Origin of the sequence: Dyella lutea (assembly GCF_024158035.1) — a bacterium.
Lineage (GTDB): Bacteria > Pseudomonadota > Gammaproteobacteria > Xanthomonadales > Rhodanobacteraceae > Dyella_A > Dyella_A lutea.
In genome coordinates this window covers 88735-105295 of the sequence record NZ_JAMZEK010000004.1, presented here as the reverse complement: position 1 = coordinate 105295, position 16561 = coordinate 88735, and the positions used below count along the sequence as shown (strand labels likewise).

Genomic DNA, 16561 nt, shown 5'->3' with positions numbered 1-16561 from the left:
ACACGTCACGCAACGCGGCATCAACCAGGGGCCATCTTCCTCGATGCGGACGATCGCTACCACTTCAGGCGCCTGCTCCGCAGTGCTTTCCGCGATCACGGCATTGCCGTGCATGCGTTCGTCCTTATTAAAAAAAGGGGACATGGCTAATTAAGCCAGGCAGGCAACCCGCCCCGGAAACCACGCTCGGACGCCCTACCGTCTGCCGCTCCCGCGGGCGGCCCGGCAAGCCAGCCTTCGCGAGCCGCCTTAATTAGCCACGTCCCCTTTATTTTTCTTCTTTGCTGGGCGGGGCCACCGCCATACCGGATCGCTCAAGACTTCGGCAAAGTAGCTCGCCACCGCCTCCACTTTCGCCGCTCGATGGCGCGTGGTCGGCGAAACGAAATACAGGCCACCGCCAGGCTGCTCCCAGTCGGGGAGCAACGGCAGGAGGCGTCCATCCTGCAGGTACTCGGCGGCCATGAACTCAGGCAGCGCGGCGACCGCCTGACCGGCCAGCAACACCGGCAGCAGTGCCTCCGAATTGGTCACGCGCAGCCGCCCCATCGGATGGACCACGGCTTCCTTGTGGCCGTTGCGGAAACGCCACACGTCGCTTCCCGCGCGAAACGCGTAGGCAAGGCAGTGGGTGGGATCCAGGTCGCGCGGGTGTTTCGGCGCGCCATGCCGCTTCACGTAAGCCGGCGCCGCCACGGTAAACCGCGATACCTTGCAAAGCAGTCGTGCGGCCAGCGACGAGTCGGGCAGTGCCGCAATACGTAGCGCCGCGTCGAAGCCGTCGCCGACGATGTCGACCACGGCGTCGGACAAATGCAGGTCAATGGACACGTCCGGATAGCGCTCAAGCAATCCCGGCAGCAGCGGGGCGACCCAATGCACGCCGAAGGTCATCGGCACGGCAAGGCGAACCGTCCCGCGCGGGGAGGCGGACTGATCCCGCGCCAATGCCTCGGCCTCCTCGGCATCACGGTAAAGCTGCGTCGCCCGCTCCAGCAGGCTGGTACCGAAGGCGGTGAGCGCGAGCTGGCGGGAAGTCCGATTGAACACGCGCGCGCCCAGGCGCTTCTCCAGCCGGGCGATGCCGCGCGAGAGCGTCGGCACCGAAAGATCCAGCTCGCGCGCCGCCGCCCGGAAGGAGCGGCATTCGGCAACCTTGGCGAACAGGGCAAGCCCTTCGAAATCCGGCAGCTTGGACATGTCATTTTTGCAACGATGGATTTCATTTGATTCTATTTCTTTGCCAATGCTCCGTCGATAACCTTTCGCCGTCATCCACTCGCCCATGAGGTTCTCCCCATGTCACGCAAGCTCGAAAACAAGATCGCGGTGGTCACCGGCGGCAGCACCGGCATCGGCCTGGAAACCGCCCGCCAGTTCGCCCTGGAGGGCGCCACCGTCTACATCACCGGTCGCCGCAAGGCCGAACTCGATGCCGCCGCGGCCTCCATCGGGCCGCAGGCCATCGCCGTCCCGGTGGATTCGGCCAAGCTCGGCGACCTCCAGCACCTCGCCGACCGCATCAAGCGCGAGCACGGGCGGGTGGACGTGCTGTTCGTCAACGCCGGCGGCGGCTCCATGCTGCCGCTGGGGGAGATCACCGAAGAACAGTTCGACGACACCTTCAACCGCAACGTGAAGGGCACCTTGTTCACCGTGCAGACCCTGCTGCCCATCCTGGGCGAGGGCGCCTCCGTCATCCTGACCGGCTCCACCGCCGCCACCACCGGCACGCCCGCTTTCAGCGTCTACGGCGCATCCAAGGCCGCTGTGCGGGCATTCGTCCGCAACTGGATCCTCGACGTCGACAAGAGCCGCAGGATCCGCTTCAACACGCTGAGCCCCGGCCCCACGCGCACGCCGGGCCTGGTCGACCTCGCCGGGCCGGATGCCACCCAGCAGCAGGGGCTGCTCGACGCCCTCGCCGCGCAGGTGCCGCTGGGCCGCGTGGGCGAGCCGGTCGAGATCGCGCGCGCGGCCGTGTTCCTCGCCTCCGACGACGCCAGCTTCGTCAACGGCACCGAGCTTTTCGTCGATGGCGGCCTGGCGCAGGTATAACGGCCCGGCGCGCTGCAGGTCGCCGCAATCGTGGCGATCGAACCAAGCGGGGTCAGGTTCACTTCCGGGCATGGGATAGGTGAACCGGGCCCCATTCGCCAGCGAGCCGCTATTCGGCCGGACACCACTGACTCTCACAGGGCACGCCGTCCCCGTCGCCATCCATCTGTGTGCCCGGGCATTGCTTAAGGAAGAACTTGGCCTCGGCGCATGAGGTCATCTGCGAGCATCGCGTGCGGCCATCGCAGCTGAAGGGCGAGGCCGTCGCCGGTGCAACGGCTCCTGCGGCATTCACGCGTGGTGTCGCCACCGGCTCGTGATTCCCGCTGAATTGCTGGTAGCCGTACCAGCCAACCGCGATCAGCAAAAGCAAAGTGACCAGCGAACCGAGGACGCTGCTCCGGTGTGCAGCCGCCGGCTGCCGCATGCGCCGCGGCGGCGAGCCGCTGCCGCACCGCATGACGCGCACTGCCCGCTTCTTGCCTGCCTCGCGCGCGTCGATTTCGAACGAAACGAGCTCACCGACAGCCGGCCGCGCGCCGCCCCGCGGGAAGGCCGAAATGTGCACGAAGACCCTTTCGCCGCTTCCCGGCAACTCGATGAAGCCGAAGCCCCGATCGTCGTTCCAGGCTGCAAGGGTGCCGTGGGTTCTCGTCACTCGATTCATGTCCCTATCCGCATCGATTAACCCATCAGCTGTCGTAGTGCAGCTTGCCGCCTAGAACGCCGGAAGCAGCGAGCCAGGCGGCAGAGTCGACTTTTCAACGCAGCGGCGCCTTGGAAAGTGCACGCCGACCCTGGCGGTTTACGCTGTTGTCGATCAGTGGCCGGTTTCGACGAGACGGATGTGCCCATCGTGGATCGCCCACGTCGCACTCTCCGTGCTCACGTACATATCCTTGTGCGCCCACAGGCTCCAGAAGACGTGCGCCTCGGTCGGCGTGGTGTCGAGCAGGTGGCTGATCATCAGTCCAACCGCACGTGGGTCATTTTCCAGGGCGATGCACGATTTCGTGAAAGGACGCTGCGCCGCGATGGTGCCGTGGTCCACGGTCACCCGATACGTGCCGCCAATCGGGATGACGCCTGGCTGCTTCGTCGCGGGCAGAAGGTAGACCAGCCATTTCCCCGCGGGTGAGTCGCCCAGCGGGAGCACTACCGTGTCGTAGCGCTCACTGCACGGCTGGAACTTCGCGCCAAGTGCAACCGTGCGCGCAGCGGCCGCACCAGCCTCGAACGGAGAGAGCGGCTGCGGCGTGGCGTACGCCTCCACCTTGCCGACCAGCTTGCCGGCATTCGATACGGTGGCGCGATACAGCGCTGATGGCGTCGCGTCGATGAAGGTCACCGTTACCGCGTCGTCGTGCGCCTGGGTGATCCAGCCACGCACGCGTAATTCCTTCCGGAACGCGTCCAATTCGAGCGCCGCGTCGGTCGCCAAAGCGGCGGCCCGGTCGCTGAGATACATGGCTCGCCCCACCACTTCATCTGCATGAAGCGTTGCCGCCTCCTGCGACGACAGCGCCCGCGGCGCTTCAGGTGCGTTCGCGCGGACCGTCGTAACGCCCACTACGCAAAGCACCAGCAGAAGCAATCGGATCATCAACGCACGCGCTCCCTTTGACCATGCCCCAATACCTGACGGTGGCGAGTTTAATTAGCCACGTCCCCTTTATTCGCTGAATGAATTAGCCACGCCTCCTTCAATTCGGGTCCGGCTTAGACGCCGGCACCTACTCTTCAACGGCCGACCGGAACGCCAGCAAGGCTTCGCTGATGTGCTTCTCCACCATCTTCACCGAGATCCCCATGGTCGCAGCCACTTGGGAATAGGTGAGTCCGTCGTGGCGACTGAGCACGAATGCCAAGCGGCGCTTGGGTGGAAGAGCGATGAGCGCACGCCTGAGTGACTGCTCCAAGGACCGTGCGTCAGCCCATTCCTCGGCCGATGGCTCGTCGGCGCAAAGCGGCTCGGCAAGGCTGAGCGGAACATGCTGGGAAGCGTGGCGCCGATGGCGGGCGCGCTGCCGCTCAAGTAGCAAGTTGTGTGCGATGCGGTACATCAGTGAGGTATGGCTCCCGATATCTGGAGCATCGCGATATACCAGCATGCGCGAGAAGGTTTCCTGCGTGAGGTCAGCGGCCAACTCGGCATCGCGGGTGCGTCGGAGCAGGTACCGGAGCAATTCGCCGCGGAAACGGATCACCGCCTCATCGAACTGGGCGCGACGCCGCGCGATCTCCTCAGTAGCACGTGGATCATCCATGGCTCGATATGGGTAGCGCTCGCTCATGGCCGCTTGGCCTCCGATGACGCCGCAGGTTGCAGCCCTCGCAGCTGGATACGTGGCTCTTCGGGGCTGCAACGCCTTCAGTACCAACACTGATCAGCATGGCGGTGGACTGTCCTTGCTAGCTCGCCACGTCCCGGTGCGCGGCATGTGCGTCGAACGAGTCACCGCCCTCTTCCAGTGCATTCGCGATGCGCTCGGCCACCCCGCGCAGATAGCCAGCCAGCGCGGCGCGTTTGAGATTCACCGGGAGAATCTCGTCATCGATTGGGTGGGTAGTGGCGGTGAGTGCCACCAGTAGCTGCAACTCGTCGCAGAGATCGAGCAGGGCCTCGTAGTTGCTCAGGGAGAGCGCAATGCCGGACGTGTCGACGGTTCTTTGCTCAAGGGACGATGCACGATCCATGGTCGTGTCTCCTTGCTGCGTTATCGCCCTCGCTTGCGGCGACGGGGCAATGATGGGCCGCGGCTCTGCTGAGCCCGCCGCCGATGCACAAATGTTTGCCGGTCAGCTGGCCGACGCGGCTCCGCGGTGAGGGCGGGCGTTTGCAGTGCGTGGCTCTCTGGGCAGGCGTTGCTCCTCCACTTCATCGAGCACCACTTGCACCTCAAGCGCGGCCTCAAAGATACCCTCTCCCAGCGCCGATACCGTATGCCGATGCAGCGATTCGGCACCGCCCACCGTCATCACATCTCCGTTGGCCGTGATCGTGCGGAGCAAGCGAACGAGCTGGTCGAACTGGTTGGTCGTGACTCCGAAAGCAAGGCGTTCCTGCGTCATGGCTTATCTCCTTCGGCGCTGTCGATCTCAATGTCGTGCGGTGATCATCCTGTCGTCGATCCCAAAGCGATGAGGGACGCGGCCACAAATGTGGCTTCATCGCGACCCGGCCCCAACCCCGGCCGGCGCACCGACACATGCGCCTGCAGACAGTGGGCGACCCAAGTATAACGTGACTTATAGTCCGTAGATCAATAGTCCACCAGACGCGACTGTTCAACGGTGGACATCACCCCCTACGTCGGCCCTGCCTTTCGCCTTCTGCGCGAGCAACATTCGCTCAGCCAGGAGCAGCTCGCTCTGAGCGCGGGCCTCGACCGCACGTATGTCAGCGGCATCGAGCGAAGCCGCCGCAATCCTTCGTTGAAATCCATGCAGCGCATGGCGAGCGAGCTGTCCGTGTCCCTGGACGAAGTGTTTTCACTTGCACGCGAGCTGGCGGAACAAGGTCAGGATGTTCCGGCGCAGAAGCGCGTGCGCGCCAAGCGCTAGAGCATCGTGCGGACTTGGCAATAAGGGCGAAAAGCTTGGCGGGCGAATTGGGCGCCAGACGACGAACGGATTTAATTAGCCGCGTCCCTTTAGTCCCAGCGTCGAATCGAACGCAGCGGACGACAGACCTCAAGCAACCGGGATACCCTCCCCGGCTTGCCGCTTCAGAAGAGCAACGTACCTATTGACCCCGGCACCAATTTGGTGACCACTTAGTCCACTGGACTCGGGCTGCTAAAGGAGATAGGCATGAAGAAGGAAGCCGGCACGCTCGACGCAGTGCCTTCCAAACGGCTCTTTTTGTCTATCATCGCGGACTACGACCTCAACAGGTCGATCTGCGAATTAGTAGACAATGGGTTAGACGTCTGGACACGAGCAGGTCGGAAGAAGCCAATTTCGATCGATGTTGAACTCGACACCGATCAGAAAACGATAACGGTACGGGACAACGCTGGAGGTCTAAAACGCTCAGAACTTCGCTTCATCGTAGGCCCCGGCCAAACCGGCTCAAGCGAAGAGGACGAAACGATTGGAATATTTGGCGTCGGCACAAAGCGCGCTGTCGTTGCGCTAGCTCAGGCAATACGAATCACTACGCGCCACCAAAAAGAGAAGACTTTCGAAATCGATTTCGATGATCGATGGCTAAAAACAGAAGATTGGGAGCTACCACTATACGAAGTCGACCCAATCTCCGAAGGCACGACCATCGTGGAGCTGCATAAACTTCGCGTACCCATAAACGGAACATCCGTCGAGAACTTGGCAGATCATCTTCGCGCTACTTATGCCCAATTCCTAATCAACGACAAAGTCGCGATATCACTCAACGGCGTTCGGCTTGCTCCGATCTTTTTCGACGTGTGGTCGTACCCTCCTGGCTACGAACCCCGGCACTACCATGGCAACCTTCCTTTAACCGAGGGGCGAACAGTTCGAGTCGACGTCACGGCAGGGCTCAGCCACGAATCCAGCCCTGCAGCGGGCGAATACGGCGTGTATTTCTACTGCAACGACCGTCTAGTGGCACGAGCACTCAAGAGCTTCGACGTGGGGTTCATGAAAGGTTACGCGGGACTGCCCCATCCAAAAGTGTCGCTGACGAAAGTCATCGTGGCGTTGAATGGAGATGCCCGCGACATGCCCTGGAACAGCAGTAAGTCCGACATTAGCACCAAACACGAGGTCTTCCAGGCAATACACACCTGGCTTAATGAAGTCGTAAAGGATTACGCCGCCCTGTCACGTATATGGATGGGTGAGTGGCCCGAGAAGGTATTCCAGCACGACAAGGGAAAAATCATCGACGTTGCGGTAGACGATTTCCCTGCGGCAAAGAAATCCTATCTACCTCCGATGCCGAAGTCGCGCCCTCGCTACGCAGAGAAGGTCACAGAAGCCAACGTTACCGTTGCCAAAAAGAAACCTTGGACGCGCGGCCTGTACGAGGGGGTGATCGCGGCCGATGTCATTATTCGACAGCCCCTCGAGCAAGGAAATCGTATCGCGCTGATCGTACTCGACAGCACCTTAGAGATTGCCTTCAAGGAATATCTTGTCAACGATTCAGGCACTCATTACAGCGATGCACAGTTGCTTGGCATCTTCGGATCTCGGCACAAAGTGCACACAGAGATCCAGAAATACATCACTATAGACCCGGTCACGTGGGGAAAGATCAAGCACTATAGCGATATGCGAAACAACTTGATTCATCGCCGGTCAACAGCAACCGTGAGCGATGGCGATCTTGCTGATTTTCGCAAGGTGGTAGAGGATGTTCTTAAGAAGCTCTACAAATTGAGGTTTGCAGCCTGACACAAATATCCTTACTCAGGTCCCGACCAACGCGAGTGATCAATTGAATCATGGAAAAACAGAAGTTAGATCCAATTTATCAATAGGAAAATCGAACATGACCCTGTTTTTTTTATTTTCAGCTTCGCTCCACAAGCTCGATGAGGCGTAAGTAACGAGGGTCCGAGCTTAGCTCAGGGTCTGCTTCAGCAATTATTACCAGCACGTTAGGCAACTCGTAGGGAGGTTTTGTGAGCACGAGAGGCGTGATGGTATCCATTAGATCGAGTGTCGTTTCAGGGAAGCATTCCGAAATTGATTTTTCGCCATTAATATCTCTCGTAAAACGGTAGAGTGGGTGCTCGTTCGTCTCAACCGGAACCAAGAACCGCTTTACGGCACCATACACTGCGGGAAAATCATCGCCCGTATCATCGAGAAGACCAATCCAATGTCTTATTGACGCTGAGGTCCGGAACTGTCTTTCTCTAGGCCACACATCGTTGATAAAAGGGATGACAAGCTTGACCCAACCATTCTCGTTCTTCTGACCCACCATTCCGAGCCAGGAAATGAATTGCCGCCTTGTTTTATCGGACATTAACCGGAGCACCGAGCGCATCTCTCGCCTCGTCAAACCGTCAGGCTGGTCAGGGCGAAAAACCCGCATCCAGCCAAGCCACTGACCGGCGATTTCGGAAAGTTCACGATTCCAAGAAAAACCGTAAATCCATGGAAACAGGTCTAAAAGTAGCGGTTTGATCGAAGCGGTCAAAAGACGCCCGGGCACGTTTCCACTATGAAGAAAGCCATTCCAAGCAGGTTCCGATGCAGGGTGATCGAATGCCAACATCGGAAGGAGGGTTTCTTTGGTCCAGGTGGGATCAACGTAGATGATCCAGTTGAGCCTTCTCATCGTGATCGACACAACATGATCCCCTCCTTCACCGGGCACAACGAGGAGTCGCTCAACTCGGCTCTTTATGCGATCGGGGATCAAAGAACCCGCCTCTTGGGCCTCTCCAGAAGCAGCTTGAAAGAGCGCCTCTGCGCACATGCCTAGTGGACCGTTGATCGCATGATCCATTGTTCGCCGGGATCGCTCTACGAGCTCACCACCTTGCCTAACCTCTCCAATCCCACTCCTTGCCGCATCCGCTCCGCCGCTCAGAATGCTGTCAACGATGTGATCGTAGATCGCCCAGCCAAGCTTATCGTCGAAATCAAGAATGGAGACGAACTTCTCTTGGAGCCAGCGACCCAGGGTGTGCCTCAACTCCGCGATCAGGGCGCGCGGAAGTCGAGCCAGCCTATTGAGGAATGCGCGTTTCAGCCGAGGGGATATGTCCTCGGGCAAATCGTTGATCATGGATGACCAAAACGCTTGCGGGTACTCGCCCGCTTTGCCAGCCACTGTCAGCGCAGACAACGCCTTCCGCGGATTGGCCTTCACTAGTCCAGTAAAAGGGCGCTTCTCCGTAAAGCTCCCGAAGTCACGTGCCAAGTCATCCTTGGCCCGTGCCACAATTTCATTCACAGGGAGGTCTAGCACTGCGTCCGGCGTCTCATCCGTGCCGACCCAACCAAAATGCGAGCCCCGCTTGGTTACTGTCGAGATCGCCCAACCATCGTCCCATCGAGGGATGCGGCTAATGATGCTCGCGAGACGAGCATGGTGGTCGTCTGAAAAAATACATCCCTGCAGTTCGAGATACCTGGCGTATCGCGCTGCGAGCTCGTCTCGGATGCCCGGATATTTATCATCGGACCAATACTCGCGTTGGTCAGGCCCAGCCAAGATACGCTCGGTCAGCTGCCACTGGTTATCCGGCGAAAAATCTGCCCACCTGTCCGCAAGGAGGAACAGAAGCTCCCGAACCACATCATTATCCCAGAGCGCCTCTTGATCGAAGGAAAGCACGGCCTCGGCAACGTAGCCAGCATCGAAAACGTTCCTTTTGGCGAACGCATACAATTTGAGTTTACGATAGAAGTATTTGTCCGCTTCCTGCCAAGTCATCGCATGGGCGCCGGCCAAGTCTGGCAGTTTTTCTGCAATCCTGTCGAATAACTTGATGAACAGTGTCAAGACCGCTCCTATTTCTGCGACGCGATCATTCCCATCGACCTCTCGATCTGGGTAACAGGTGGGTGTTGGGAAATAGACCGCCTCGACATCCGTTAGCAAGCCGGAAGCAACGGCGAGCTGATCCTCAAGAATGCTAAATACCTGTGGCAACGCCTCGTCGGGCACGTCTAGTTCTTCATTGTGCCGTTCGAAGAACTTGACCTCGAACTGGCCAAGATCACTGAGGCGAATCTCGTCCCAGCTTGCCGTGGGTGGTTTGGAACTACCGAGGCCAAAAGGCGGCCTGATATTGACTCCGGGCGTGGAAACATTTCGAAAGTAGCGGAGCGTACTGGCTGTCCACCCTTCGTCAGCGATCCTCTTCTTGAGGTCAAACCAGCTTCCGTCCCACTGCCGGTTACGAGGGTTACGATGGTGCTCTTGGATCAAATTCCAGACATGGCGGGCACGCTCATGTAGGCCTGTCGAACCATGCGCTTGCAATTCAATCAGCTTAAGCAACCGCGGATGAAGTCCGTTCTGTCGAATGGCCCACCAAGCCATAACGGGGCTATCAAGAGACTTGCTGACCCAACTGGCAAGGTGCCAGAGCCGGACAGGGAGCGGCTCAAAGCCAACGGCTGGCAATCCACTCAAATGATGTGGATCGTGCGGACTGTCGTCCCCTGCGCGCCACACTAGCAAATTGTCATTGCTAACTCCTTGTCTACGATCATCATCCGAAAAGTGATCCAGATCGTCGTCGAGTCCATAGGCATGCCTAGGATCGAATGTCTCGGCGTCCTCTCCGTAACCGCTGCTCGACTTCGCCGACCGCACGTTTGTATCTAGGACACATATCCATTCTGGACAGGGCGGTGGATTGGATTCCGAGAAAAGCCTCGCCCCTTGCGCCGTTCGAAGCACATGGGCAACCTGACCACGCTCATATTGAGCCATTTGCTTTGGGTCTTGTCGGCTGGCTGATATGACAGATGCCCGCCATCGACGCGGATCGTCGGCGCGATCTGCCCAAGCCTCTATTGTTCTCCAAAGATCACCGTGGCTTGCATATGCAATAGCCGTCACGCCTCGATCACGCCACTTAGCTTCAATTTCCTCCGGCACCCCCCGATCAAATGCATAGATGCGAGAGCGATCATAAAGCCCATCGTGGTTGAGCCCCTGAAGCAGATACTTAATAGGTGGGTCTTCGGCCTGATATCCAACAAGGACCACGGTATAGCGGATCAAAAGATTTCTTATGAAGTTAGTAGCCCATCCTTCAGAAAGATACGCGCGACCGAAGTCTGCGCTACTCAATATATACGAATGATGCACTGACCCGGCATATGCCAACCGACCATGCAAATAGGTGATACCCTCAATCGTCGTTCCAAAAGCAAGATCAGGAAATGCCGGTGGAACAAAGATATTTTCTCCAGCCTGCATCCCCGTTTCGAATAAGAGATCGAAATTGGTGGTGACGATCTGCGGCACACCGCTCTGGTTCGAAGATATCCGCTTTATCAGTCCATGCTCTCGACCAATCCCATTAGCTATTGGAGGAGCTCTGAGCCGTTCAGTGACTAGGGCGTTCACCTCATCCTTCCCGTACTCCTGGTGGAGCAGGTTGAAGATTTGGTCCAAAGGCATGTTCGCGCCCGCTGGGTCATCCAGCCAAGGCTGGAAGGCCAACTTGATCTCAGAACCTTCGGGAGGGTCGAAGAATTCGATTACATGCTGCGTGAGACCGATGAAGCTTGGCATCCCTGATGGCAATGAAACACCTGCTCCACAAAGGAATACGACGCGACCAGCGTCGCAGCGTTCCAGCAGGATGTCAGGTATGGCGGGTCCATCGGCATGAAATCTCATGGCCGCAGACTATCAACTACAGCCAGTTGGTCACAGAGTCAGACAGCCAAACCCGCGGGGACACGGTGACCAAGATCGACAGAGATTCAACCAAGCAAAGGGCCGCCTTGAAGCGGTCCCTTTTCTCGTTTCTTTGTGTGAATCAGAGCATCGGCAACTTCAACCCCTGCTCCCGCGCACACTCAACCGCCACCTCATACCCCGCATCCGCATGCCGCATCACCCCGGTCCCCGGATCATTCCAAAGCACCCTCCCAATCCGCTTGTCCGCCTCGGCCGACCCATCGCAAACAATCACCACCCCCGAGTGCTGCGAATACCCCATACCCACCCCGCCACCGTGATGCAGCGACACCCAAGTCGCCCCTCCGGCCACGTTCAACATGGCATTGAGCAACGGCCAATCCGACACCGCATCGGAGCCATCCTTCATCGCTTCAGTCTCCCGGTTCGGTGACGCCACCGACCCCGAATCCAGGTGATCGCGCCCGATCACCACCGGCGCCTTCAGCTCCCCATTGCGCACCATCTCGTTGAACGCCAGGCCCAGCTTGTGGCGCAGGCCCAGGCCCACCCAGCAGATGCGCGCGGGCAGGCCCTGGAAGCGGATGCGCTCCTTGGCCATGTCCAGCCAGTTATGCAGGTGGGCGTCGTCGGGGATGAGCTCCTTCACTTTCTGGTCGGTCTTGTAGATGTCTTCCGGGTCGCCGCTGAGCGCCACCCAGCGGAACGGGCCGATGCCGCGGCAGAACAGCGGGCGCACGAAGGCGGGCACGAAGCCGGGGAACGCGAAGGCGTTGGCGCAGCCTTCGTCCTTGGCCATCTGGCGGATGTTGTTGCCGTAGTCGAAGGTGGGGATGCCCTGGGCATGGAAGGCGAGCATGGCCTCCACGTGCACCTTCATGGACTGCTTGGCGGCCTTGGCGGTGCCGGCCGGGTCGCTCTTGCGGCGCTCGAACCACTGCTCCACCGTCCAGCCCTGCGGCAGGTAGCCGTTGACCGGGTCGTGCGCGCTGGTCTGGTCGGTGACGGCATCAGGGCGTACGCCGCGCTTGACCAGCTCGGGCAGCACGTCCGCGGCGTTGCCGAGCAGCGCGATGGATTTGGCTTCGCCGGCGGCGGTGTACTTGGCGATGCGCGCCAGCGCGTCGTCGAGGTCGCTGGCCTGCTCGTCGACGTAGCGGGTCTTCAGGCGGAAGTCGATGCTCTTCTGCTGGCACTCGATGTTGAGGCTGCAGGCGCCGGCCAGGGTGGCGGCCAGCGGCTGCGCGCCGCCCATGCCGCCCAGGCCCGCGGTGAGGATCCACTTGCCTTTGAGGTTGCCGCCGTAGTGCTGGCGGCCCATCTCCACGAAGGTTTCGTAGGTGCCCTGCACGATGCCCTGCGAGCCGATGTAGATCCAGCTGCCGGCCGTCATCTGGCCGTACATCATCAGGCCCTTCTTATCGAGCTCGTTGAAGTGCTCCCAGGTGGCCCAGTGCGGCACCAGGTTGGAGTTGGCGATGAGTACGCGCGGCGCGTCCTTGTGGGTGGGGAACACGCCCACCGGCTTGCCGGACTGCACCAGCAGGGTCTCGTCGTCGTTCAAGTCGCGCAGGCTGCGCAGGATGGCGTCGAAGCACTCCCAGTTGCGCGCGGCGCGGCCGATGCCGCCGTACACCACCAGCTCGGCCGGGTTCTCGGCCACCTCGGGGTCGAGGTTGTTCTGCAGCATGCGGAACGGCGCCTCGGTGAGCCAGCTCTTGCAGCTGAGCTCGGTGCCGCGCGGCGCGCGGATGGTGCGGGTGGTGTCGATGCGGGTGGGGGCGTTCATGGCAGGCTCCGGTCAGGCAAGCGCCGATTATAGGTTCGGGCTGCCGGCGACCCGTTGTGCAGGTGCACCGCAGGCGCCGGTGAGCCACTGGCGCGCGGCGGCCAGCGTGGCGTCGCCTTTCGCGGCGGGATCGTCCGGCACTGCCTGGTCGGGCAGCAAGCGGCCGCCGTAGGCGTGGCCGGTGCGGTCCACGTCCACCGATGTGGTGACAAACAGCTCGCTGCCATCGGGCAGGCGGTAGCCCGCATTCGCGGTGCTCAGCCCGGCCGTGGGCTGGCCGAACGAGCGCGTGTCCGGCCGGCCGCGGAACGCCACCGCCACCACCTCGCCGGAGCTGGCCGTGTGCGGGCCGAGCAGCACCGCGACGTGGGCGTGCTCCAGCGCCGGCCCGTCAGGCAGATCCGCGCTGGACGGCGGGTGGGCGTAGACCGGATACACCTGCCCCCCGGCACGACGGAAGCCGCCGACCACGCCGTCGCCCAGCAAGGGGCGCAGGCCGGCCAGCATCGGTCGCATGTTGCCCCCGGGGTCCTGGCGCAGATCCACCACCCAGCCGCAGCGCGCCTGTGGCTGCACGCGGGTGATGCCGTCGATCACCCGGCGCGCGAACGCCTGCTGCGCTGCCGGCTGCACGCCGCTGAAGCCCGGCATGGCGATGTAGCCGAGGTCGCCGGACATCGCCTCCACCTTCGGTGGAAACGTGGGAAAGCCTCCGTGATCGAAGCGCTGCGTGACCGTTGGCGGCAGCATGAGGCTGTGGTGATCGCCCAGTGCGCCGAGCAACGCGTGGATGGCCGGATACGCCGCGGCCGGCGGGCCCTTGGCCGGCACCATGGCGTGCAGCTTCGGCACCAGGGTCGACCAGTCCACCTGTGCGGCGCGCAGGGCGTGCCCGCGCACGATGGCGATGGCCGCGTCGAGCAGGCGCGGCGGAGTGAGCGGTGCCACGGGCGACATGTGCCCGGCGAGGCGCAGGTCGGTGGTGCTGACCTCGCCTGCGCCGATCAACCCGGTGCCGAGGAAGATCTTCTCGCCGTCCGCCGGCACGTCCACCCGCACTTCGCGGTGCGCCGCGGCGGTCGTGCCGAACACCGGCTGCAGCTGCGAGTTGGCGAACGCCTCCGAGGGTCGCGCACCGTCCACGCGCAGCCAGATCATCGCGCCCTGGGTCGCGTCGCGGGTGGACAGGTCCGCGGTGAGCGTGAGCCGGTGGCCGCGGTAGGGCACCGCATCGAGCACGAGGCCCGACGCGCCGAACTGGCCAGGCAACGGATCGACGCCGCGCAGGGTGACGCGCGCACCCTGCGGATCGCGCGGGTCGCCGATGCCCTGCACCGTGTAGTGCATGCGATCCGAACCGGTGACGATCCAGTTCGGCGTCGTTTGCGCCCTGCCGGCGGTCGAGGCGCCGAGCAGCACGAGCAGCGTCCCTGCCGTGCGTATCCAACAAGCCATGGTGTTGCCTCCATGTGGACCAAGGGATGATGGCCTGTGGTGTCTCGTCGTGGGCTTCATCCCGGATATCGGCGGCCCGCCGCCGGATCAGCGGGTCGCCGGATGTGACACCGGCCGGGCGGGCACCGACCGCGGCCCGCGGAACGGCGCCAGCGGATCGTCGCCGCCCTTGGCCTCCGCTTCGAGCATGCGCTCCATCTCGCGCACCACGCTGCGCTGCCGCGGATCGTTGCCGAAGTGCAGGATGAAATAGTGCAGCGTGTCGTCCAGGCCGGCGCGCGGCTGGTGCAGCTGGATGCTCGCGCGCATGCGCCAGCCGTCGGGGAGCTGGGGATAGTCGGCGATGAGTCGGCTGGAAAGGGTCCAGGCCTTGTCCCATTCGTGCGTGGAGTAGGTGTAGACGCGGGCGAGCAGCGACAGCACGGCGGGGTTGTCCGGGCTTTTCTCCAGCGCCGCGGCAAGGTCGGCGCGCCCGGCGGGCACGTCGCCCTGCTGCAGCGACGCCAGTCCGCGCAGGCCCAGCGCGTCAGGATCGTCCGGGCGCTGGGCAACCAGTTGCCGCGCATGCAGCATCAGCAGGCGGGGCTGGCCTTCGGCCGACACCAGCCTTGCCAGCCGGCTGCGGTCGCTGAAGGCGTCCGGGTTGAAGCGCACGGACTCGGAGAGGTAGATCGCGGCAATGATGAACTGCCGATGCGCGGCCGCGGTGTTGCCCGCCGCGCTGAGCGAGCCGGCGTCGGCCGCCTCGTCGAGCACCGCGGGGAAGTCCGCCACGTGCACCGGCTGGTCGCGCCAGTTTTCGATGTTGGCCCGGAAGCCGGCCGCCTTGTTCTTGTCGAGCAGCAGCAGCGGATTCTTTGCGGCCTGCTGCAGGCCCTCGTCGATCGCGTGCTGCATGACGTCCAGGCTGCCGAACCACTGCGGCTGCGACAGCCATACGTATTGCGCGTGGATCGCGAAGTCGGCCGGATCCTGCTGCAGGCCCTCGTGCAGCGCCCGGGTCGCGTAGCTCGGTCCGAAGTCGTAGCCGCCGGCCTGCAGCATGGCGATGTAGATCGGCGTGATGCGCGGCTCGCGCTGGCGTGCCGCCTGCAGGTCGGCGTCCGCCTGCTGCATCAGGCGATGCATCGACTCCATGGCGTCCTGCGGGGTCTTGCTGGCGTAGTCCACGCCGCGCGCCGCCACCGCCATCTGCACGTAGGCGAAGCCGCTGGCGGCGAGTGCGAAGGCGCTGTCAGGCGAGGCGCGCTTCCAGGCGTCGAGCAGGTAGCGCAGATCGAGCGAGCCGTCGTCGAAATCGGCGAAGAAGGTGCGATCCAGCCGGCCGCGCGCGTCGGGCTGGGTGAGCTGAGCGTGCAACGCCTCGCCGAGCAGGCGGTCCAGCTCGGCGGCCTTGCCGTGCTCGATCAGGTCGCGCGCCTGCGCCAGCGTGACGATGGGCTGGGTGCGGTAGCGGCAGTACGCCTGCACCGCGGCCGGGCTCCAGTGACTGGCGGGCGGATCGGGATAGGCGAGACAGCGCTTGAGCGGATCGTCGATGCTCTCGGCCTTCGTCGCCGCGGCGAGGAACGCCTGCAGCTCGGCCTGGGTAAACACGTGCGCCGTGGTTGCCTCCGCGTTGGCGGGCTTCGCCACCGTGGAGGACTTCGCCGGGTCTGCAGCGATCCGTGCGGCGGCCTCGGCCAGCGGAGGATGCCGGTGGGTCCAGCAATAGGCGGTGACGGCCATGGCGCCGAGCAACGCCACCGCGCCCGCGGCCAGCAACTGATGGTTCCTCTCCATGAGAACGCCCCCGTGATCCCGCACCCGAACATAGCAGAGCCGCCAGCCTCCCGGATGACTCTGCCCGGCGCGGGCACGCGGCCACGAAAGAACCTGCGGATAGGCGGCACCGGAACGCGCCGCTAGGCTTCGCCATGACCGCC

Annotated in this window: 13 protein-coding genes; 3 read left to right on the top strand and 10 right to left on the bottom strand. The window is 62.3% G+C overall.

The window, feature by feature from the left end; all coding sequences use genetic code 11:
• Positions 1–249: 249 nt before the first annotated feature.
• Positions 250–1287, bottom strand: coding sequence for a LysR family transcriptional regulator (locus NC595_RS17095; RefSeq protein WP_253568524.1), 1038 nt, complete (start codon positions 1285–1287; stop codon positions 250–252).
• Positions 1288–1299: 12 nt separating this feature from the next.
• On the opposite strand from NC595_RS17095, the gene NC595_RS17090 reads away from it, so the two are divergent.
• A complete protein-coding gene (locus NC595_RS17090; RefSeq protein ID WP_253568523.1) occupies positions 1300–2058 on the top strand; it encodes an SDR family oxidoreductase in 759 nt (252 codons plus the stop codon).
• A 109-nt stretch (positions 2059–2167) separates the two neighbouring features.
• Here NC595_RS17090 and NC595_RS17085 read toward each other — a convergent pair whose 3' ends face one another.
• The 5 genes from NC595_RS17085 to NC595_RS17065 all read right to left on the bottom strand — a co-directional run bounded on the left by NC595_RS17085 (position 2168) and on the right by NC595_RS17065 (position 5130).
• Complete coding sequence (locus NC595_RS17085; protein ID WP_253568522.1) at positions 2168–2725, bottom strand: excalibur calcium-binding domain-containing protein; 558 nt, start codon at positions 2723–2725, stop codon at positions 2168–2170.
• A 153-nt stretch (positions 2726–2878) separates the two neighbouring features.
• Entirely contained in the window at positions 2879–3661 is a 783-nt protein-coding gene (locus NC595_RS17080; RefSeq protein WP_253568521.1) for a hypothetical protein, read from the bottom strand.
• Positions 3662–3791: 130 nt separating this feature from the next.
• Positions 3792–4352 carry an RNA polymerase sigma factor gene (locus NC595_RS17075; protein ID WP_253568520.1) on the bottom strand — a complete coding sequence of 187 codons (561 nt, stop codon included), beginning with the start codon at positions 4350–4352 and terminating at the stop codon, positions 3792–3794.
• A gap of 118 nt (positions 4353–4470) precedes the next feature.
• Positions 4471–4755: a hypothetical protein gene (locus tag NC595_RS17070; RefSeq protein ID WP_253568519.1), complete on the bottom strand. Its 285-nt coding sequence runs from the start codon at positions 4753–4755 to the stop codon at positions 4471–4473.
• Positions 4756–4857: 102 nt separating this feature from the next.
• The gene (locus NC595_RS17065) at positions 4858–5130 is read right to left on the bottom strand and encodes a hypothetical protein (RefSeq protein ID WP_253568518.1); all 273 of its coding nucleotides are present in this window, start codon (positions 5128–5130) and stop codon (positions 4858–4860) included.
• Positions 5131–5352: 222 nt separating this feature from the next.
• Between NC595_RS17065 and NC595_RS17060 the strand changes: the two genes are divergently transcribed.
• The gene (locus NC595_RS17060; protein WP_253568517.1) at positions 5353–5622 is read left to right on the top strand and encodes a helix-turn-helix transcriptional regulator; all 270 of its coding nucleotides are present in this window, start codon (positions 5353–5355) and stop codon (positions 5620–5622) included.
• A 249-nt stretch (positions 5623–5871) separates the two neighbouring features.
• Positions 5872–7443: an ATP-binding protein gene (locus NC595_RS17055; RefSeq protein ID WP_253568516.1), complete on the top strand. Its 1572-nt coding sequence runs from the start codon at positions 5872–5874 to the stop codon at positions 7441–7443.
• A 118-nt stretch (positions 7444–7561) separates the two neighbouring features.
• Here NC595_RS17055 and NC595_RS17050 read toward each other — a convergent pair whose 3' ends face one another.
• The 4 genes from NC595_RS17050 to NC595_RS17035 form a co-directional block, all read right to left on the bottom strand.
• Complete coding sequence (locus NC595_RS17050) at positions 7562–11368, bottom strand: SIR2 family protein (RefSeq protein WP_253568515.1); 3807 nt, start codon at positions 11366–11368, stop codon at positions 7562–7564.
• Positions 11369–11510: 142 nt separating this feature from the next.
• Positions 11511–13181 (bottom strand): urocanate hydratase, encoded by a 1671-nt coding sequence (gene hutU, locus NC595_RS17045; protein WP_253568514.1) that lies wholly within the window; start codon positions 13179–13181, stop codon positions 11511–11513.
• A gap of 27 nt (positions 13182–13208) precedes the next feature.
• Positions 13209–14636: a S41 family peptidase gene (locus NC595_RS17040; RefSeq protein ID WP_253568513.1), complete on the bottom strand. Its 1428-nt coding sequence runs from the start codon at positions 14634–14636 to the stop codon at positions 13209–13211.
• A gap of 87 nt (positions 14637–14723) precedes the next feature.
• Complete coding sequence (locus tag NC595_RS17035; protein WP_253568512.1) at positions 14724–16418, bottom strand: DUF4034 domain-containing protein; 1695 nt, start codon at positions 16416–16418, stop codon at positions 14724–14726.
• Positions 16419–16561: the final 143 nt, after the last annotated feature.